The organism is Nioella nitratireducens (assembly GCF_001879715.1).
In the GTDB taxonomy this organism is placed as follows: Bacteria; Pseudomonadota; Alphaproteobacteria; order Rhodobacterales; family Rhodobacteraceae; genus Nioella; species Nioella nitratireducens.
In genome coordinates, this window is sequence record NZ_MNBW01000003.1 from 193268 (window position 1) to 212875 (window position 19608).

Here is a 19608-nt window from a genome sequence, read left to right on the forward strand (position 1 = left end):
GGGAGGGGCCAGTTAAACAGCGCCTTCTCCGTGGCCGGGGGTGCTGCGGGCCTCATCCGGCTCGTCTCCGGCCAGATCGTGCGGCAGGACGAGGTTCAGGATGATGGCCAGCGCCGCCGTCGGCAACAGGCCAGAGGTCAGCAGGATCTGCGCCGTGCGGCCCAGATGTTGCAGCGCCTCGGGCACCAGTTGCAGGCCGAAGCCAACCGACAGAGAGGTTGCGAAGATCACCATGTTGCGGCGGTTCCAGGTCACGTCCGACAGCATGTTGATGCCGCTGGCGCAGACCATGCCGAACATCACGATCACGCCGCCGCCCAGAACATGCTCGGGCATGGTGCGGATGATGGCACCGACGACGGGCATGCAGCCGCAGACGATCAGGAACAGGCCGCCGATGGTCACAACGTGGCGGCTCATCACGCCGGTCATGGCGACGAGGCCGACGTTCTGGCTGAACGAGGTGTTGGGCAGGCCGCCGAAGACGCCCGCGATGGCGGTGCCCAGGCCGTCGGCAAAAGTCGCGCCCTGAATTTCTTCGTCGGTGGCTTCCCGGCCAGCGCCGCCCTTGGTGATGCCGCTGGTGTCGCCCACGGTTTCGATCGCAGACACGACCGCCATGAAACACATGCCGATCACGATGGCCCAGTTGATTTCGAACCCGTAGTGGAACGGCATTGGCACCTGAAAGAGCGCGGCGTTGCCGACATTGGCAAAACTGACCTGACCCATGAGCAGGGCGACGATGTAGCCCGCCACGATGCCGAGGAACACGGCGGCGATAGACAGGAAGCCCTTGGTGAAGAACTTGATCAGCAGCGTCACCGCGACCACGACAAGCGCCGGTCCCCAGTATTGCAGCGTGCCAAAGCCAGCAGCCATGCCTGCATTGCGGTCGGACAATTCAACCGCGGTTTGCGCGGCTCCGGCGGCGGTTTGCAGATGCGCCGGGTTGTAGCGCAGAACGCCCCCGGCAGCATACTGGATGCCCACCTTGATCAGCGCCAGCCCGATCATCAGGACAATCAGCCCGGTGACCAGCGGCGGCAGCGCAAAGCGGATGCGACCCACGATGAAACCAAGGCAGAAATGGAATATACCGCCAAGGAATACCCCGGTCATCAGGCCGCCAAGACCGGCGGCCCCAAGGCCCGCCACGGCGGGGATCATGATCGGCACGAAGGCAAAGGACGTGCCTTGCACGATGGGCAGCCGCGCGCCCACGGGCCCGAAGCCGATGGTCTGGATCAGCGTGGCGATGCCCGCAAACAGCATCGACATCTGGATCATATAGCTCATGTCGGGAAAGCCGAGCGCCCCCTGATCGGACCCGAAGCCGATGCCCGCGGCACCGGCAACGATAATTGCCGGGGTGACGTTGGAAACGAACATAGCCAGCACATGCTGGATGCCGAGCGGAACCGCCTTGGCGAGGGGCGGCATATAGTTCGGATCGCGCAGTTGCTCTGCGGTGCCGATTGACGTGTCAGCCATCACTTGTCTTCCTTCTGTTGGACCATGCTGGTTTCCCCGCTCTTTGTTGGCGGGTTCAGTTCATTGCCCCGACCCTCAGCGGCGTGTCGAACCAATGCTCCTCCAAATTGTCACCGGGGCCAATTCTATCGACCACGGCATAAAGCCCGCGCTCTCCGAGCGGGCACAGCACCCCGTGCCAGACACCGCGATGGAGGTTCACGGACTGGCGGGATTGGGTGACGAAGGCCTGTGGACGAGCGGGCGTGCCGTCATCGTCTTCGGCCACGATCACCAGAAACGGTGTTCCGGTGAGGGGAATGAAGGCCTGCGAGCCGAGCGGATGGCGTTCCACCATATCGACGGTGCAGGGCAGGTGCCGCGCATCGGCATCGAACAGGCTGATCCCGGCGCGGCCATCGGTGAAATCGAGCGTGGCCAGATCGTGGTGCCGCCCGCAATGGCCCTGATTGATGATCTTGTCAGGCGCGTCCTTCAGGTCGATCACGTCCCCGAAGGCCGCGAATGCTGCTTGCGTCAGGGGGCGTGGGTTGAGCGTCATCACGGCAACAGATCCTTCAGCCGGATTTCGGCGATCCGCTCGACCTGTCGGCAGGCTTCCGCGAACTCTGTCGCGCTGTCATTGCCGATGCGCCGTTCAAAGGCCGCGCGGATGCTGGTCTTGTCGTGGTCGCGCACCGCGATGATGAAAGGGAACCCGTGCGTGTCGACATAGTCTGTGTTGAGCCGTGTGAAGGCGTCGCGCTCGTCATCGGTCAGCATGTCGAGGCCCGCGCCGGTTTGTTCCGCGGTCGATTCCGCCGTCAGGCGTCCGGCCGAGGCAAGCTTGCCCGCCAGGTCGGGGTGGGCCCGCAGAACTGCGAGGCGCTCGTCATCGCTTGCGGACCGGAACACACGGGCCAACGCGCTGTGAACACCCGCCGCGCAATCATGGGCGGGTCCAAGCTCCAGATCCCATGCCCGCTCGGCAATCCACGCCGAATGCTCGATAATACCGCCATAGGCCGCGACAAACGCGTCGCGTGTCATCTCTGATGGGCGCAGGCGCGGCACGGGCGGGTGCATCCGTGCCCAGTGCTCGGCGATGTCGATACGGCGGGCGAACCAGACGTCTGGCTTGCTGGCGGCATAGTCAAGGAACCGCTTCAGCGCCATCACGCGGCCCGGTCGCCCGATCAGGCGGCAATGTAGTCCGACCGACATCATCTTGGCCGACCCGGCCTCGCCTTCTTCATAAAGCGCGTCGAACGTGTCCTTGAGATAGGCGAAGAACTGATCGCCCGAATTGAACCCCTGCGGCGTCGCAAATCGCATGTCGTTGCAGTCGAGCGTATAGGGCACGATCAACTGGTCCGTGTCGTTCAACCGCTTCCAGTAGGGCAGGTCGTCGTCATAGGTGTCGGCGACGTAGTCCATGCCCGCCTCGGACGCGAGCGGCACGGTGTTGACCGAACAGCGCCCCGTATACCAGCCGCGCGGACGCTCGCCCGTCACCTCGGTATGCAGGCGGATCGCTTCGGCAATTTGCGCGCGCTCCTCGGCTTCGGGCATGTCCTTGTGTTCAACCCATTTCAGCCCATGGCTGGCGATCTCCCACCCGGCCGATTGCATCGCACGGACCTGTTCGGGGCTGCGGGCGAGGGCGGTGGCGACGCCGTAGACGGTCAGCGGCAGGCCCATGCCGGTGAACAGGCGATGCAGCCGCCAAAACCCTGCGCGGGCGCCGTATTCGTAGATCGATTCCATGTTCCAATGCCGCTGGCCGGGCCATTGCGCGGCTCCGACGATCTCGGACAGGAAGGCCTCGGACGCGGCGTCGCCATGCAAAACACAGTTCTCGCCGCCCTCTTCGTAGTTGAGAACGATCTGCACCGCGATCTTCGCGCCTCCGGGCCATTTGGGATCGGGGGGAATGGGGCCGTAGCCGCGCATGTCTCTGGCGTACCGTGTCACTAAACTTGACCTTTCTGGATTTGCGACACTCTAGGCGAGAAAATCGCGTTTTACTTTCTTAAGATTTTTGAAACTGCTGTAGATTGGAAGCCAATGCAGCCTGTTTCACAAGACGGCATAACGGGATGAAACCAAGGAGGGCAGGCGATGGCCGGATACTTGACGACCCATGTGCTCGACACCGCGCGGGGATGCCCGGCGGCGGGGCTGAGGATCACGCTTTACGCGATCGACGGGAACGGGCGGCTGCCTGTGGCCGAGATGACCACCAATGCAGATGGCCGCACCGACAGCCCGATCCTGCCGCAGGACGCGTTCCGCACCGGCACGTATGAGCTGGTGTTTTTCGCGGGCGACTACCTGCGCGCCACCGGACAGGACGGTGCGGCACCGCTCTTCCTGGACGAGGTTCCGATCCGGTTCGGCATGTCGGATGCCGAGGCCCATTATCACGTGCCGCTGCTGCTCTCGCCCTATGGGTATTCGACCTACCGCGGAAGCTGAGGCGGCGGTGATGGGCGCGCGGTGAGCTGCCCGCCGTCCCGCCGGGGGCTGGCCCCGTCCCTCAAGAGTGGTTTTGCCAAGAAGAAGCGGTGATGGCGGGGACGCTCAGGGCAGTTCCTTGCGGATATGTTCGGCCATATAGTCGATGAGGAGCCGCGCCTTGGGGTCTTGGCGTCGTCGGTGCATGTAAAGGCAGGCCAGTTGGATCGGAACCGGCGGTTCGGTGTCCAGAACTTGGACCAGCGCGCCCGAGGCGAGGTGATCGGCCACTTCGAAGACCGGCTTCAGGATGATCCCCTGACCTGAAAGCGCCCATCCGGTCAACACATCGCCATCGTCGGATTCGAAGGGCCCCTTCACCGCAAAGCGCCGCACCCCGTCTGCGGTTTGCAGCGGCCACTGGAATTCCGGCGCGCCGGGATAGCGCAGGTTCAGGCAGTCATGCTTGCCGCCGGTCAGGTCTGCGCCGGTGCGCGGCATGCCCTTGCGCGCGATGTAATCCGGCGCCGCGCACAGAACGCGCGGGCAATCGGCGATCTTTCGGATGCGCATGGTGCTGTCTTCCGGCACGCCAAGGAAAAAGGCCACGTCCAGCCCTTCCTTGGCCATGTCCAGCCGTCGGTCCGACAGGCGCAGGCGGATGTCGATCAGCGGATACTGCGCCTTGAACCCCGGCACAGCGGGCGCCACCAGCCGCCGCCCGATGCCAAGCGGGGCGGCGACGTAGAGCGTGCCGCGCGGGGTGAGGGTGACCTTGTTGATCTCGGCCTCGGCCTCATCCACCGCTTCAAGGATCTTGCAGGCCCCGCGATAGAAGATCAGCCCCTGTTCGGTCGGGTTCAACTGCCGCGTGGTGCGCAGGAAGAGGCGCACGTTCAGGTGCTCCTCCAACTGCGAAATGCGCGACGACGCGACTGCGGCCGAAATCCGCTGGTCGCGCGCGGCAGCCGACATTGAGCCGAGTTCGAAAACGCGCACAAACGTTCGGATGTTATCCAGGTAGGCCATGCCAATTCTTAGCCAATTTTTGAAACAGCTGGGTAATTTCTTGCAATACTGGGTAACGGCGCGCTGCGATAGGGGTAAGATCGAGCAGACATCATTCAAGAGACGAGGGACCGAGGGATGCAGGACTTCCTGATCATGTGGGATTGGCTGGAGACCGCCGTGCGCTGGCTACACGTCGTCACGGCAATCGCATGGATCGGGTCGAGCTTTTATTTCATCGCGCTCGATCTCGGTTTGAACCGCAACATCCCCGGCCCGGCGGATGGCGAGGAATGGCAGGTCCATGGCGGCGGGTTCTACTATATTCAGAAATACCTGGTCGCGCCGGAGCGGATGCCCGATCACCTGACATGGTTCAAATGGGAAAGCTATTCCACTTGGCTCTCGGGGGCGGCCTTGCTGATGCTGGTCTACTGGGCCGGGGCGGAACTGTTCCTGATCGACCCGGCCAAGGCGGATCTGGCGGTGTGGCAGGGCATCCTGATATCCGCCGCGTCGTTGACCGTGGGCTGGCTGATCTATGATTTCCTGTGCAAATCGGGTTTGGGCGAGAAACCGACGCTGCTGATGCTGCTGTTGTTCGTGCTGCTGGTGGCCATGGGGTGGGGCTATAACCAGATCTTCACGGGCCGTGCAATGATGCTGCATCTGGGGGCGTTCACCGCCACGATCATGACGGCCAACGTGTTCTTCATCATCATGCCGAACCAGCGCATCGTGGTGGCCGATCTCAAGGCGGGCCGCAAGCCCGACCCGAAATACGGCAAGATCGCCAAGCTGCGCTCGACCCACAACAACTACCTGACCTTGCCAGTCGTGTTCCTGATGTTGTCCAACCACTACCCGCTGGCCTTCGCCACGGACTACAACTGGATCATCGCGGCGCTAGTCTTCCTGATGGGCGTGACGATCCGGCATTTCTTCAACTCGATGCATGCGCGCAAGGGGATGCCGTGGTGGACATGGGCGGTTACGGTGATCTTGTTCATCTGCATCGCGTGGCTGTCGACCGCCGGCAGCGAGCACGACACCTACGAGGAGTCCGAGGCCCGCGCGTTGACGCAGCGAGAAGAAATGCTGATGGCCGCCGACGGGTTTCAGGACGTGAGCTGGACCATTCCGGGCCGCTGCGCCATGTGCCATGCGCGAGAGCCGTCTTGGCCCGGCATCCGGCAGGCTCCGCGGGGCATCTTGCTGGAAACGCCCGCCGATATCGCCCGTGCCGCGCGCGAAATCTACTTGCAGGCGGGGGTGACGCAGGCGATGCCACCGGCCAATGTGTCCTACATGGACGTGGAGGAACGGGCACTGATCCGCCGCTGGTATCGCAATGCGGCCGAGGGCACGACGCTTGGAATTGCGATGAACTGAGGCCGCGTTAAGAGTCCTGAAAGGGGACGCCGCCTAGAGTGGGGACATGAGTGACCTTGCCGCGCCGCCACGTCCGCTTTCCCCTGTCCAGATCGAATTGATCGGGCAGAGTTTCGCGCTTGTCTTTTGCAAGAAGGCCGAATTTGCCAAGCGGGTCTATGACCGCTTTTTTGTGTTGGAGCCAGAGGCGCGCGCCTTGTTCCAGTCGAACCTGACGCGACAGCGCGCCAAGATCACACAGGCCCTGTCCCTGACCGTGCGGGCCATGTCCTCGCAAGCGGAGTTGGAGCTTCTGGCAGAACGGCTGGCGCGGTCGCATCTGCGCTATCGGATCGGGGCGCGGGAAATGGGCCATATGGCCAAGGCCATTCTGGCCGCGTTCGACGATTGCCTTGGCGCGGCGTTCACCCCGGACATGCGGGGCAGTTGGCAGGCTGCTTTCGATCGCTTTTTGCCAATGTTCCTGTCGGCACAAGCCAAACTGGAAGGCGGCGGACTGACCGCTCAGGCCGCTGCTGACGAAGCCGCCGCGCGCAGGGCGCGGATATTGTCGCCGTAGACCTGCGGGTGTGCAACCGAGCCGCCCTTGAAGACGGCGGATCCCGCCACCAGAACATCGGCCCCCGCCGCCGCAACCAGCGGCGCGGTTTGCGTGGTCACGCCGCCGTCGATCTGGATATGGATCGGACGGTCACCGATTTTCCGACGCAGCTGTCGGGTTTTTTCGACACCGCTGTCGATAAATTTCTGTCCGCCGAAGCCGGGGTTCACCGTCATGATCAGCACCATGTCCACAAGGTCCAGCACATGCTCGATGCTGTCCAGCGGCGTGCCGGGGTTCAGGCTGACGCCCGCCATCTTGCCGGTGGCCTTGATGGCCTGAAGGGTGCGGTGGATATGTGGGCCGGCCTCGACATGGGCGGTGATCATGTCGGCGCCCGCTTCGGCGTAGGCGTCGATATAGGGATCTACCGGGGCGATCATCAGGTGCACGTCCATGAAGGTTTTGACATGCGGACGGAACGCTTTGACGGCGGGCGGGCCGAAGGTGAGGTTCGGCACGAAATGCCCATCCATCACATCGACATGCACCCAGTCTGCGCCCTGATCCTCGATCGCGCGGATCTCTACTCCGAAATTGGCGAAATCGGCGGACAGGATCGACGGGGCGATCTTGATGGAACGGTCGAAGGACATGGCAGCTTCCTCTGCAAAAGACGTAGGGCGGGGTTACCCCCGCCCTTGCGGCAGTTCAAGCGGGCATTCACCCGTGATGGGCCGCGACGGTCTTGAGCACCGAGAAGCCGTAGAGCGCCTCGAACCCCTTTTCGCGCCCGTGGCCCGAGTGGCCGACACCGCCGAAGGGCAGTTCCACCCCGCCGCCCGCGCCGTAATTGTTGATAAAAACCTGTCCCGCCCGCAGTTTTCTGGCCATCCGCATCTGCCGGGCCCCATCGCGCGACCAGACCGAGGCGACCAGCCCGAAATTGGTGCTGTTGGCAATCTCGACCGCGTGGTCTTCATCGCGGAACGGGATAATGACCTGAACGGGGCCAAAAATCTCATCCTGTGCCAACGGATGATCCGGTCTGATGCCGGAAATCAGCGTGGGCGCCACATAGTGCCCGCCTGCCGGGGCGTCTTCCATGATCTCGCCGCGGCTCAGAATGTGGTTGTTGTCGGTCTGGGTCAGGAAACCCAGCACGATCTCTTTCTGCCGCGCGGAAATCAGCGGGCCGACGTTCAGATCGTCCATTGCCGGGCCGACGCGCAACGCGTCATAGGCCGCTGCCATGTGAATGCAGAGTTCATCATACAGGCTCTCATGGACCAGAATGCGGGACGAGGCGGAGCAGGTCTGACCGGCGTTCTGGATGCCCGCATTCACAAGGAAGGGCAGGGCCTTTTCCAGATCGGCATCTTCGAACACCACCTGCGGGGACTTGCCGCCCAGTTCCAGTGTCACCGGCACAATGTTGTCCGCCGCAGCTTTCTGCACCTCGCGGCCCACGCAGACCGAGCCGGTAAAGGAGATATGGTTGACACCGGGATGCGCCGTCAGGGCTGCGCCGGCCTCTTCCCCCAGACCCGGCACCACGTTCAAGGCACCGTCGGGCAGGCCCGCCTGCCGGGCCAGATCGGCAAAGGCAAGCGCCGACAGGCAAGCCTCTTCCGCCGGTTTCAGAACACAGGCATTGCCCATGGCCAGCGCCGCGCCGACCGAGCGTCCGATGATCTGCATCGGGTAGTTCCACGGCACGATATGGCCGGTCACGCCATGCGGTTCGCGCAGGGTGTAGACGGTGTAGCCATCGAGATAGGGGATGGTTTCGCCCATCACCTTGTCGGCTGCGCCGCCGTAGAATTCCATGTAGCGGGCCAGCGCGATGGCATCGTTTCTGGCCTGCGTCAGCGGTTTGCCCACGTCAGTCGCCTCGATCTCGGCAAGCTCATCGACCTTTTTCGAGATCAGCCACGAAAGCCGCATCAAGACGCGGCCCCGTTCGGCAGCGGTCATCGCGCCCCATTCGCCTTCCAACGCCTCTTGTGCGGCGGTGACGGCGTTGTCGATATCCGCCGCGGTGCCGCGGGCGATCCGGCCGATGTCCTCGCCGGTCGAAGGGTTTTCCAGCGGCAGGGTCTCTCCGCTTGCGGGCAGGAACCAGCGTCCGCCGATGAATACCTCGGCCGTGTCGAACCAGAGCTGCATGGGGTCAGTCCTTTCTTGCATAATCGGGCAGGCGCGGCGCTGCCGCCAGCAAGGCCCGAGTGTAGGGATGGTCCGGCGCTTCGAAAACGCGGCGTGTTGGCCCTTCCTCGACGATCTTGCCCGCCTGCATCACCAGCACCCGGTCGGTGATGGCGCGCACCACGGTCAGGTCGTGGGAAATGAACAGGTAGGACAGGCCCATCCGGGCCTGAAGATCGGCCAGAAGATCAAGGATCTGGGCGCGGACGCGGACATCGAGGGCCGACACCGCCTCGTCCAGAACCAGAATTTTTGGATGCGTGATCAGCGCGCGCGCAATGGCGATGCGCTGCCGCTGGCCGCCCGAGAATTCGTGCGGGTATTTGTCCATATCCGACGATTGCAGCCCGACCGCCTCCAACGCCTGCGCCACCTGTGTGCGGCGCTCATCCCGTTGCGGCGCTTCGGGCAGCAGGTGATAGGGCTCGGCCACCAGATGCTCGACCGTCCAGCGCGGGTTGAAGCTGCCGTACGGATCTTGGAACACCACCTGAATGCCAGCGCGGTTTTCGCGCGGCATGTGGGGCGAGACGGCGTAGCCAAGGGCGCGGATGTCGCCGCCCTGAATCGGATCGAGACCGAGGATCGCGCGGGTCAGCGTGGACTTGCCACAGCCGGATTCGCCGACAAGGCCAAGGCTTTCGCCCGTCTGCAAGCCAAGGCTGACGCCATCGACGGCCCGAACGGGAGCGCCCCGGCGAAACAGGCCGATGCGCGGGCCGGGATAGTGGCGCGTGGTGTTCGTCACCCGCAGCAGGGCCTCGCCGCCCGTGTCCATGTCAGGCGTGGATCGCCGGGGCTGGTGATCGGACGCTTCAAACAGCGCGCGGGTATAGGGGTGTGTTTGCTGGCTCAGCACGTCGTGGGTCGTGCCCTGTTCGACGATCCCGCCCGCCTTCATCACCGCCACATGGTCGGCCATGTCCGCCACCACGGCGAGGTCATGGGTGATCAGCAAAAGCGCCATGTCTTCTTCCTCGACCAGACCGCGAAGCAGGTCGAGGATCTGCGCCTGCGTTGTGACGTCGAGCGCGGTCGTCGGCTCATCCGCAATCAGCAGCCGGGGGCGCAGGGCAATGGCGGTGGCGATGCACACGCGCTGACGCTGGCCACCAGACAATTCGTGCGGATACCGGTCGAGGGCGATCTGCGGCAGGCCAACGCGGTCGAGCTTTTGACGCGCCATCTTCAATGCGTCCCGGCGGGGTGCGGCCCCGTGAATACACAGGGTTTCCGCAACCTGATCGCCGATGCGGCGCACCGGGTTCAGGGCGGTCATCGGTTCCTGAAAGATCATGCCCAGTTCATTGCCGCGCAGGGCGCACATCTCGGCCTCGGGGCGGTCGAGCAGGTTGATGCCGTCAAGACTGGCCGTCCCGCTGGTCTGAAACCCCTCGGGCAACAGTTGCATCAGGGCCAGCGCGGTCATCGACTTGCCAGAGCCGCTTTCTCCGACAAGCCCGAAGGTGCGGCCCGGCTGCATGGCAAAGCTGACATCCCGCAGGATGGGCGTGCCGTGGATCGACAGCGACAGGTGGTCAACGCTGATCATTGGCGCTGCCTCCTCAACCGGGGGTCCAGCAGGTCGCGCAGCCCGTCACCCATCAGGTTCAGCCCCAACACCATCAGCACGATGGCCAGCCCCGGCAGAACGGCCAGCATCGGGTGGGTGTAGATCATGGTCTGGGCATCGGCCAGCATCCGGCCCCAACTGGGGGTGGGCGGCTGAACCGACAGGCCGACATAGGACAGCGCCGCCTCGGCAAGAATGCCAAGCGAGAACTGGATCGTGGCCTGCACGATCAGCAGGTTGGCAATGTTGGGCAGGATATGTTCCGCGCTGATCCGGACCTTGCCCTTGCCCGCGACACGGGCTGCCAGGATGTAGTCCAGCGTCCACAGGCTGAGCGCGCCGCCGCGCGAGACGCGGGCAAAGACGGGTATGTTGAAGATGCCGATGGCGATGATCGCGTTGAAGGCGGAGGGGCCGAACACGGCGGTGATCAGGATGGCGATGACAAGGCTGGGGAAGGCAAAGATCAGGTCGTTGCCGCGCATGATCACCTCGTCCAGCAGGCTGCCGCGCGTGGCCGCCGCCGCAAGGCCAAGCGGCACGCCGAGGGCAACGCCGATGCCCACGGCGACCAGCGCCACCGCCAGCGACACCCGCGCGCCGACCATGAGCATCGACAACAGGTCACGCCCGAACTGATCCGTGCCCAGCCAGAACTGCCCGCTTGCGGGTTGCAGCCGGTCGGCGATGACCAGCTGTTCCACGTCATGCGGGGTCCAGGCAAAGCTGAGCAGTGCCATGGCAAGGAAGATGGCGGACAGGACAGCGCCGATCGTCAGGGGGACGGGCAGGCGGATCATCCGCGCCTCCTTAGCCGGGGGTCGGCGATGGCATAGGCGATGTCGACAAGGAAGGTCACCACGATCACGGCGAAGACCAACAGCATGGTGACGGATTCCACCACCACCAGATCGCGCTGCGTGATGCCCTGAAAGATCAGGCGCCCGAGGCCGGGCAGGAAGAACACGTTTTCGATGATGATCGCCCCCGCCAGCAGGAACGAGAATTGCAGCCCGATGATGGTCAGAACCGGGATCAGGGCGTTTCGCAGGGCGTGGCGCAGCACCGCTTGGCGGCGGCTCAGCCCCTTGGCGCGGGCGGTGCGCATATAATCCTGCGCCAAGGTCTCGATCAGGGCCGAACGCATCACGCGGGCAAGGATCGCGGCTTGCGGCAGGGCCAGTGCAATCGAGGGCAGGACGAGGGATTTCAGGGCCATGATCGGCGTGCCCCATCCGGGAAAGCCACCTGCGTTGAACCAGTGCAGATTGACCGCGAAGACCAGCACAAGCAGCATGGCGAACCAGAAATTGGGCACGGCGATGCCCAATTGGGTGCCGCCCATGATCCCGTAATCGGCCGCCCGGCCACGGTTGGCAGCTGCGATCAGGCCGATGGGAAAGGCGATCAGAGTCGAGAGGATCAGCGACAGAACGGCAAGGGGCAGCGACACCCACAGCCGGTCGGCCACCAAGTCGGCCACCGGGACGCGATAGGTGTAGGAGGTGCCGAAATCGCCCTGCACCATTCCGGTGATCCACGCGACGTAGCACTCTGCCCTGGACCCGTCGAGGCCAAGGTCGGCGCGCAGGGCGGCGACCGTGCTGTCATCGGCATTCAATCCCAGCATGAACGCCGCCGGGTCGCCGGGAATGACCTCGATCACCGTGAAGATGACGAGGCTGGCGACGATCAGGCTGAGGCTCAGCGAGACAAGGCGACCGAGGATATAGCGCAACATGGGGTGACGTTAGACGGGGCAATTCGCGTGCGCCAGAGGGGACTTGCCACGACGCACGTTTCTGGATTATCGGAAGGTCAGGCAGGGGCGATGGCGTCGCCCCGGCGGCTAGGCCGCTTGCCGGCGGGCCCTCCCCGCGACCGCCCTGTACGCCGGGGCCTTGGTCATATGAAGGAACTTCCCATGGACCGTCCCGAATTCTACCGCCTGCATAATGGCGACAAGGCCGTGCTGGCCTTTTCGCAGGCAGAATACGACGATCGCCTGATGGGGCTACGCACCATCATGGACGCCAGCGGCGTCGAGGCCGTGGTGCTGACGTCGATGCACAATATCGCCTATTACTCGGGTTTTCTCTATTGCGCGTTCGGGCGGCCCTACGGGCTGGTGGTGACGGCGCGCGAGGCGGTGACGATCAGCGCCGGGATTGACGCGGGCCAGCCGTGGCGGCGATCCGCGACCGACAACATCACCTACACCGACTGGCAGCGCGACAACTTCTGGCGGGCCGTTTTACACGTCGCAGGTAAAGGAAAGGTTATCGGTTTCGAGGCCGATCACCTGACCCTTGCGCAGCAGGACAAGCTGAGGGCCTTTCTGGCCCCATCGACCGAGATGGATATCGCGGCGAAGACCATGCAGCAAAGAATGCGCAAATCGCCCGCCGAGATTGCCTTGATCCGGGCCGGTGCTGCGGTTGCCGACGTGGGCGGATACGCCATCAAAGACGCTGTAAAACAAGGTGTTAGAGAGATCGACGTGGCGATGGCGGGGCGCGATGCGATGGAGGCGGAGATCGCCCGGCGGTTCCCCGATGCCGAATATCGCGACACGTGGGTCTGGTTCCAGTCGGGGATCAACACCGATGGCGCGCACAACCCGGTGACGGGCCGGGTGCTGGAGCGGGGCGATATCCTGAGCCTCAACACCTTCCCGATGATCTCGGGCTATTATACCGCGTTGGAACGGACGATGTTCGTGGAAGAGGTGGACGCCGCCTCTCTGGCCTATTGGGAGGCCAATGTGGGGGCCCATGAATACGGGATGAGCCTGCTGAAGCCGGGCGCGAGTTGTGCGAAAGTCACTCATAAAATCAATGACTTCTTTGCCGAGAGAGACCTGCTGCAATACCGTAGTTTCGGTTATGGTCACAGTTTTGGAGTGCTGTCCCACTACTACGGGCGCGAGGCAGGATTGGAGCTGCGCGAGGATATCGACACGGTGTTGGAGCCGGGCATGGTGATCTCGATGGAGCCGATGCTGACCATCCCCGAAGGCCAGCCCGGTGCGGGCGGATACAGGGAGCACGATATCCTGATCATCACCGAGGACGGGGCCGAGAACATCACCGGCTATCCCTATGGACCAGGGTTCAACGTGGTCAAATAAGGCCGTCGCCGGGCGTGCACCCCCGGTACACCCCCCGTACACCCCCCGTACACCGGAAGAGCACTTTTCAGAAAGCCGGGCCTTGGCCCGGCTTTCGCGTGTCCGCAGGGGGTGTCTCGTCACCCACCGGCCCGCTAGGGTGGTTCCATTGCCCGACCCGAGCCGAGAGGTGCGCCTTGATTCCACGTCATCTTTGGTACCTGCGCACGATGCTGCGCAAGGTCTGGGTTCGGGTCGTGGGCTTCGCTGTGCTGGCCTTTTTCTCGGTCGGCCTGTCGCAGCTTGTTTCGCCGATCATGCCGGAAGGTCTGGGGGTGCAGCTTGGGGCACAGGCCGTCGGGCAGATTCTTGGGGTGCTGGCCTCGTCGATGCTGGCGGTCACCACCTTTTCGCTGTCGATCGCGGTGTCGGCTTTCGCGGCTGCGGCGGGCAGCGCGACGCCACGGGCGACGGCGCTGTTGCAACAGGACCGGACCACGCAGAACGTGCTGGCGACCTTTCTGGGGGCGTTCCTGTTCAGCCTTGTGGGGCTGATCGCGCTGAACGCCGATCTCTATGACAGGGCGGGGCAGTTCGTGCTGTTGCTTGTCTCCATCGCGGTTGTGGCGTTGGTCATCGTCGCCCTGATCCGCTGGATCGGCCACCTGATGAGCTTTGGGCGCATGGGCAATACGCTGGACCGGGTCGAGGCTGCTGCTGCGGCATCGCTCAAGGCGCGGCAGGGCACGCCCTATCTTGGCGGCACCCGAGACACCGGCGAGGGCCGGAAAAAGGGCGTCTCAGTCCGTGCCAAGGCCACGGGCTATGTCCAGCATGTCGACATGCGCGCCTTGCAGAACGCCGCAGAGGATTGTGGCGGGCAGGTCTATATCCGCCGTCTGCCCGGGTCGTTCGTGTCGGTTGGCGCCGTGGTGGTCGATGTGCTGGAGGGCGAGCCGGATGAAGGGCAGGTGGCGGCGATGCGGTCTGCCTTTGCGCTGGGCAAGGAGCGGCTGTTTGACGAAGACCCCCGGTTCGGCCTGATCGTGCTGGCCGAGATCGCCTCGCGCGCCCTGTCGCCTGCTGTCAACGATCCGGGCACGGCGATCAGCGTGATCGGGCGGCTGGTGCGGGTGCTTGCGGAATGGCGCGACGAACGCGATGCCGATGTGGTCTTTCCCGACCTTTATGTGCCGCCGGTCACCCGGCAAGAGGTGGTCATAGATGCGTTCCGCCCGATTGCGCGGGACGGCGCCGCGCTGATCGAGGTGCAGATCCGGTTGCAAAAGGCGCTGGCCTCGCTCTGTCTTGCCTCGCCCGACCTGTTCCGCGAGGCGGCGGTCGATATGGCGGGCTATGCGTTGGCGCAGGCCGAAAAGGCGGGGCTGAGCGAGGCCGAGCTGGAGGAGCTGCGCATTCTCGCGCCGGGGCACGGGTCGAGCGGTGACGCCTCTGACAAGAGCTAGGGGGTGCGGCCTGCCATGACGGGGCGGGCCCCCCCCGCGCCATGACTGGGACATCAGCTTTCACCCCACTGTCACGAAACCGTGAGCGGCCTGTTACGTTCAGCCACCACGACAGGAGACGCACCATTTTTGGGAGAGTCTCGCATGACACATCGCTTTTTGCTGCTCAGCACGGCCGTCTTGGCCGTCGCGGGCAGCCCTGCCCTGGCAGACATGAACTTCAACCGCGTCGCCTCGTTCCCGGTGGCCCGGAACGCGCCGGACGCCGAGGAAACCTCTTCGGAAATCATCGCGGCCACTGCCGATGGCATGACGCTGGTCTACACCGACAGCCTTGGCGAAACGCTTGGCTTCATCGACATCGCCGACCCGGCCAACCCCGTTGCGGGCGGTGCACTGGAGCTGGATGGCGAGCCGACCTCGGTCGCCGTGATCGGCCAGACCGCCTATGTCGGCATCAACACCTCGGCTGACTATGTGAACACCTCGGGTCACTTGCAGGTGGTCGACGTGGCCTCGCATGACACGCTTGCGAACTGCGATCTGGGCGGTCAGCCCGACTCGGTCGCCGCCGCGCCCGACGCCTCGTTCATCGCCGTCGCAATCGAGAACGAGCGCAACGAAGATCTTGGCGATGGCCGCGTGGGCCAGATGCCCGCAGGGTATGTTGTCATCCTGCCGCTGGCCGAAGGAATGCCGCAGTGTGACGAGGCGATCTTTGCCGACGTGACCGGCTTGGCCGAGATCGCGCCGGAAGACCCCGAGCCCGAATTCGTCTCGATCAATGCCGAAAACGAGATCGTCCTGACCATGCAGGAAAACAACCACATGGTCATCCTGAGCGCCGCTGGTGAAGTGCTGAACCACTTCTCGGCCGGAGCCGTGGACCTTGAAGGTATCGACACCCGCGAAGAAGGTGCGCTGGTCTTCACCGACAGCCAGCCGGGTCGCCTGCGCGAGCCGGACTCGGTGACCTGGATCGACGCCGATCATTTCGCCATTGCCAACGAAGGCGACATGGATGGCGGCAGCCGCGGCTGGACCATCTTCAACCAGGACGGCACCGAGGTTTACGAATCCGGCACCTCGTTCGAACAGGCGCTGATCCAGATCGGCCATTACCCCGAACAGCGGTCTGGCAACAAAGGCGTCGAGCCTGAATCCGTGACCTTCGGTGTTTTCGACGGCACGCCCCTGTTGTTCGTCGGTTCCGAGCGCGGCTCGGTCGTGGGCGTCTATGACGTGACCGACCCGGCCACCCCTGCGCTGCTGCAACTGCTGCCCTCGGGCATCGGGCCGGAAGGCTACGTGGTGATCCCCGAGCGTGGCCTGCTGGTGTCGGCCAACGAGGAAGACCTTGGGCTGGACGGCGGAGCGCGCAGCCATGTCATGATCTTCGAGCGTCAGAATGCCGACGCGGTCTATCCGCATCTGACCTCGGCGGGCATGGACGAGCTGACCGGATGGGGCGCCCTGTCGGGGCTGGCCAACGACCCGGAAACCGGGCTGATCTACGCGGTCAACGACAGCTTCTACGCGATGCAGCCGACGATCTTCGTGATCGACCCCTCGATGGACGGCCCTTCGCAGATCGTGGACGCGATCCGCGTGACCCGTGGCGGTCAGCCAGCGCAATTGCTGGACATGGAAGGCATCACGCTGGACGGTGAGGGCGGTTTCTGGATCGCTTCGGAAGGCCGCACCGACCGTCTGGTGCCACATGCGCTGTATCATGTCGGTGCCGATGGCGAGATCGAGGACTACGTGACCCTGCCGGCAGAGCTGCAAGCGGTCGAGCGCCGCTTTGGCTTTGAAGGCATCACCATGGTGGGCGACACCCTGTGGATGGCCGTTCAGCGCGAATGGGCCGACGATCCGGCGCATCAGGCCAAGCTGGTGTCCTACAACACCCTGACCCGTGACTGGGGCGCCGTCCGCTACGAGCTGACCACCCCCGACTACGGCTGGGTCGGCCTGTCCGAGATCGAGGCGCATGGCGACTATGTCTACCTGATCGAGCGCGACAACCAGTTGGGCGAGCTTGCCCGGACCAAGCTGGTCACCCGCGTGGCGATTGCCGACTTGCAGCCCGCGCCGCTTGGCGGCGACCTGCCCGTCGTGCCGCATGAGATGGTGGTCGACCTGATGCCCTACATGGCCTCGACCGGTGGTTTCGTGGTGGACAAGGTCGAAGGCCTGACCATCATGGAAGATGGCACCATGTGGATCGTTACCGACAATGACGGTGTCGATGACTCCTCTGGCGAGACGATGTTCTTCTCGATCCCGCCGATGTAATCGGTCGGACTGACCGGCATTCCGACCTCCGGCGGAGCGATCCGCCGGGGGTTTTCGTATTCAGCGTGTCCATGCAAATTCGCATATTGGATCGACAGATTCAGGCAATTCGCGCATGGCGATCTTTGGCGTAGTCTTCAGGTGCAACAAGACATGGAGGCCTGCGATGCACGCCCTTTATTACGACAGATACGGTGGCCCGGATGTTGTCAGCCCGCGCGAGATTGCCATGCCCGAGCCGGGCACGGGCGAGGTTCTGGTGCGCGTCGCGGCGGCGGGGGTCACCACGGCGGATTGGCGGTTGCGTGCGTCGGCCTTTCCCGGTGGATTGTGGCTGGCGGGGCGGCTGATGACCGGGCTGTTCGGTCCCCGCAAGCGTGTGCTTGGCGGCGATTTTGCCGGAACGGTCGCGGCTGTGGGCAAGGGCGTGTCCCGGTTTCGTCCCGGCGACCCGGTGTTCGGCTTCAGCAGGTATGGCGCCCATGCCGAGTATCTGGTGATGCCGGCAGAGGGGGCGCTGGCCCGCAGGCCCGAAGGGATCACCCCGGCGCAGGCGGCGGCGTTGCCCTTTGGCGCGTTCTGCGCGTTGGAGTTCCTGCGTGACAAGGCCAGGCTGCGCCCCGGACAGCGGGTGCTGGTGGTGGGTGCGTCGGGCGGCGTGGGCGTTTATGCGGTGCAGATGGCCAAGATGTTCGGGGCCGAGGTGACGGGCGTCGCCAGCGGTGACAACCTTGGGCTGGTGCGGGATCTGGGGGCCGATCATGTCGTGGACTATCGCACCACCGATCTGGCCGGGCTGTCCCAACGCTTCGACGTGATCTTCGACACGGTCGGGGCGCTGTCGTTTGCGGCGGCCAAGGGTTTGCTGGGGCCGCGCGGCTTGTTCCTGCCGCTGAATTTTTCCGCCGCAGACCTGCCGCGCGCGCTGTTCTCGGGCCGCAAGGGCGGGCCGCGCATGGTGCTGCATGTGAGCGGCGACACCCGCGAGCAGGCGGAAACGGTCGCGGGGCTGGTGGCGGCGGGGCGGCTGAAACCGGTTCTGGACGAGGTGTATCCGATGGACCGGATCGGCGCGGCCTATGCCCATGTCGAAGGGCGGCACCGGCGCGGGGCGGTGGTGCTGGATATCGGGCGGGCGGCGGACCGAGACGCGGTGGCCTGACGCCGGTTAGCCGCGCCGGGACAGGCGGCGTTCGCGCAGGTAGATCATCAACCCACCCGCAATGATCAGCAGACCACCGGGAAAGAGCGCGCGAAACGGAGTTTCGCCGAAGGCGAGCCAGCCGAGGACGAAAGCGGTGGGAATGCCGAAATAGGCGAAAGGTGCGAGGTTGCCGGGGTCTGTCATGCGATAGGCGATGATGAGGCAAAGCACGGCCCCACCGCCGCAGATGCCCATGGCGATGATCCAAAGCAGGTCTGCGAGGGGTCCGATGGGGGAAAAGCCCCCGAGGACCATGGCCAAGGCAAAAGCCCCCGCCGCCGAGACCGAGGAGGACCACAGGTTGATCAGCGGACTGGGCACGTCTTCGTCCATCATCCGCGACGAGACCCCAGCGAAAGCATAGAGCGCGGCGGCGATCAGCGGCAGCAGCGCGTCGATGTCAAACCCCGCCTGGCTTGGGCCGATCACCATGACCACACCGGCGAACCCGACCAGAGCCGCAGACCAGCGGAAGGGGCCCACCCGCTCGCCCAACAGCGGCACGGAATAGACGAGGATGAACAGCGCATTGGCGTAAGAGATCGTCGACGCGGTGGCAAAGGCGAGCCGCCCGAGCGACAGGTAGAAGCAGAACTGCGCCACGGTGACGGCGGCGCCGCGCAGCAGCGGGATCTGCCATTGCCGGATCAGCAGCCGTCGCCCGCCCCGATGCCAGCCCGGCGATGTCCAGAGCGCGATAGCCGCCGGGATCAGGCCGAAGAGGTTGCGATAGGCCGACAATTCCGCCGCGCCGTAGCTGCCGGACAGATGCTTGATGATCAGCCCCATGATGTCGAACAACAGGATCGACAGCAGGCTGATCAGGATCGCGGGCAACGGTCGGTTGGTGCGGGGTGGCGTCGGCATCGGGTATCCAAT

At 64.4% G+C, this 19608-nt stretch carries 17 protein-coding genes; 7 read left to right on the top strand and 10 right to left on the bottom strand.

The window, feature by feature from the left end; all coding sequences use genetic code 11:
• Positions 1 to 12: 12 nt before the first annotated feature.
• Genes BKY27_RS03940 through puuE form a run of 3 tightly spaced genes read right to left on the bottom strand, consistent with a single transcriptional unit; the run spans position 13 to position 3447 of the window.
• Positions 13 to 1494 (bottom strand): uracil-xanthine permease family protein, encoded by a 1482-nt coding sequence (locus BKY27_RS03940; RefSeq protein WP_071673139.1) that lies wholly within the window; start codon positions 1492 to 1494, stop codon positions 13 to 15.
• Positions 1495 to 1549: 55 nt separating this feature from the next.
• Positions 1550 to 2035, bottom strand: a complete 486-nt coding sequence (locus BKY27_RS03945; RefSeq protein ID WP_071673140.1) for an ureidoglycolate lyase — start codon at positions 2033 to 2035, stop codon at positions 1550 to 1552.
• Positions 2035 to 3447: an allantoinase PuuE gene (puuE, locus tag BKY27_RS03950; protein WP_071673141.1), complete on the bottom strand. Its 1413-nt coding sequence runs from the start codon at positions 3445 to 3447 to the stop codon at positions 2035 to 2037. The genes BKY27_RS03945 and puuE overlap by 1 nt, the downstream gene beginning before the upstream one ends.
• A 147-nt stretch (positions 3448 to 3594) precedes the next feature.
• Here puuE and uraH point away from each other — a divergent pair, with 147 nt between their 5' ends.
• Entirely contained in the window at positions 3595 to 3951 is a 357-nt protein-coding gene (uraH, locus tag BKY27_RS03955) for a hydroxyisourate hydrolase (RefSeq protein ID WP_071673142.1), read from the top strand.
• Positions 3952 to 4056: 105 nt separating this feature from the next.
• Here uraH and BKY27_RS03960 read toward each other — a convergent pair whose 3' ends face one another.
• On the bottom strand, positions 4057 to 4959 hold the full coding sequence (locus tag BKY27_RS03960) for a LysR family transcriptional regulator (RefSeq protein WP_071673143.1): 903 nt from the start codon (positions 4957 to 4959) through the stop codon (positions 4057 to 4059).
• 117 nt (positions 4960 to 5076) lie between these two features.
• Here BKY27_RS03960 and BKY27_RS03965 point away from each other — a divergent pair, with 117 nt between their 5' ends.
• Together BKY27_RS03965 and BKY27_RS03970 are read left to right on the top strand one after the other, a co-directional pair.
• The gene (locus BKY27_RS03965; RefSeq protein WP_071673144.1) at positions 5077 to 6330 is read left to right on the top strand and encodes a urate hydroxylase PuuD; all 1254 of its coding nucleotides are present in this window, start codon (positions 5077 to 5079) and stop codon (positions 6328 to 6330) included.
• Positions 6331 to 6376: 46 nt separating this feature from the next.
• A complete protein-coding gene (locus BKY27_RS03970) occupies positions 6377 to 6889 on the top strand; it encodes a globin domain-containing protein (RefSeq protein WP_071673145.1) in 513 nt (170 codons plus the stop codon).
• Here BKY27_RS03970 and rpe read toward each other — a convergent pair.
• The 5 genes from rpe to BKY27_RS03995 all read right to left on the bottom strand — a co-directional run bounded on the left by rpe (position 6835) and on the right by BKY27_RS03995 (position 12393).
• Entirely contained in the window at positions 6835 to 7527 is a 693-nt protein-coding gene (rpe, locus tag BKY27_RS03975; RefSeq protein WP_071673146.1) for a ribulose-phosphate 3-epimerase, read from the bottom strand. The genes BKY27_RS03970 and rpe overlap by 55 nt on opposite strands.
• 67 nt (positions 7528 to 7594) lie before the next feature.
• Positions 7595 to 9040, bottom strand: coding sequence for an aldehyde dehydrogenase family protein (locus BKY27_RS03980; RefSeq protein WP_071673147.1), 1446 nt, complete (start codon positions 9038 to 9040; stop codon positions 7595 to 7597).
• 4 nt (positions 9041 to 9044) lie between these two features.
• Positions 9045 to 10631 carry an ABC transporter ATP-binding protein gene (locus BKY27_RS03985; protein WP_071673148.1) on the bottom strand — a complete coding sequence of 529 codons (1587 nt, stop codon included), beginning with the start codon at positions 10629 to 10631 and terminating at the stop codon, positions 9045 to 9047.
• On the bottom strand, positions 10628 to 11452 hold the full coding sequence (locus BKY27_RS03990; protein WP_071673149.1) for an ABC transporter permease: 825 nt from the start codon (positions 11450 to 11452) through the stop codon (positions 10628 to 10630). Before BKY27_RS03990 ends, BKY27_RS03985 begins: the two co-directional genes overlap by 4 nt.
• A complete protein-coding gene (locus BKY27_RS03995) occupies positions 11449 to 12393 on the bottom strand; it encodes an ABC transporter permease (RefSeq protein ID WP_071673150.1) in 945 nt (314 codons plus the stop codon). The genes BKY27_RS03990 and BKY27_RS03995 overlap by 4 nt, the downstream gene beginning before the upstream one ends.
• A gap of 183 nt (positions 12394 to 12576) precedes the next feature.
• Between BKY27_RS03995 and BKY27_RS04000 the strand changes: the two genes are divergently transcribed.
• From BKY27_RS04000 to BKY27_RS04015, 4 genes are all read left to right on the top strand, one after another.
• Complete coding sequence (locus BKY27_RS04000) at positions 12577 to 13782, top strand: aminopeptidase P family protein (RefSeq protein WP_071673151.1); 1206 nt, start codon at positions 12577 to 12579, stop codon at positions 13780 to 13782.
• 176 nt (positions 13783 to 13958) lie between these two features.
• Positions 13959 to 15227, top strand: coding sequence for a DUF2254 domain-containing protein (locus BKY27_RS04005; RefSeq protein ID WP_084667845.1), 1269 nt, complete (start codon positions 13959 to 13961; stop codon positions 15225 to 15227).
• Positions 15228 to 15371: 144 nt separating this feature from the next.
• Positions 15372 to 17525, top strand: a complete 2154-nt coding sequence (locus BKY27_RS04010) for an esterase-like activity of phytase family protein (RefSeq protein ID WP_071673152.1) — start codon at positions 15372 to 15374, stop codon at positions 17523 to 17525.
• A gap of 166 nt (positions 17526 to 17691) precedes the next feature.
• Entirely contained in the window at positions 17692 to 18687 is a 996-nt protein-coding gene (locus BKY27_RS04015; protein WP_071673153.1) for an NAD(P)-dependent alcohol dehydrogenase, read from the top strand.
• Between the two features lie 6 nt (positions 18688 to 18693).
• Here BKY27_RS04015 and BKY27_RS04020 read toward each other — a convergent pair whose 3' ends face one another.
• Positions 18694 to 19596: a DMT family transporter gene (locus tag BKY27_RS04020; protein WP_071673154.1), complete on the bottom strand. Its 903-nt coding sequence runs from the start codon at positions 19594 to 19596 to the stop codon at positions 18694 to 18696.
• Positions 19597 to 19608 lie beyond the last annotated feature (12 nt).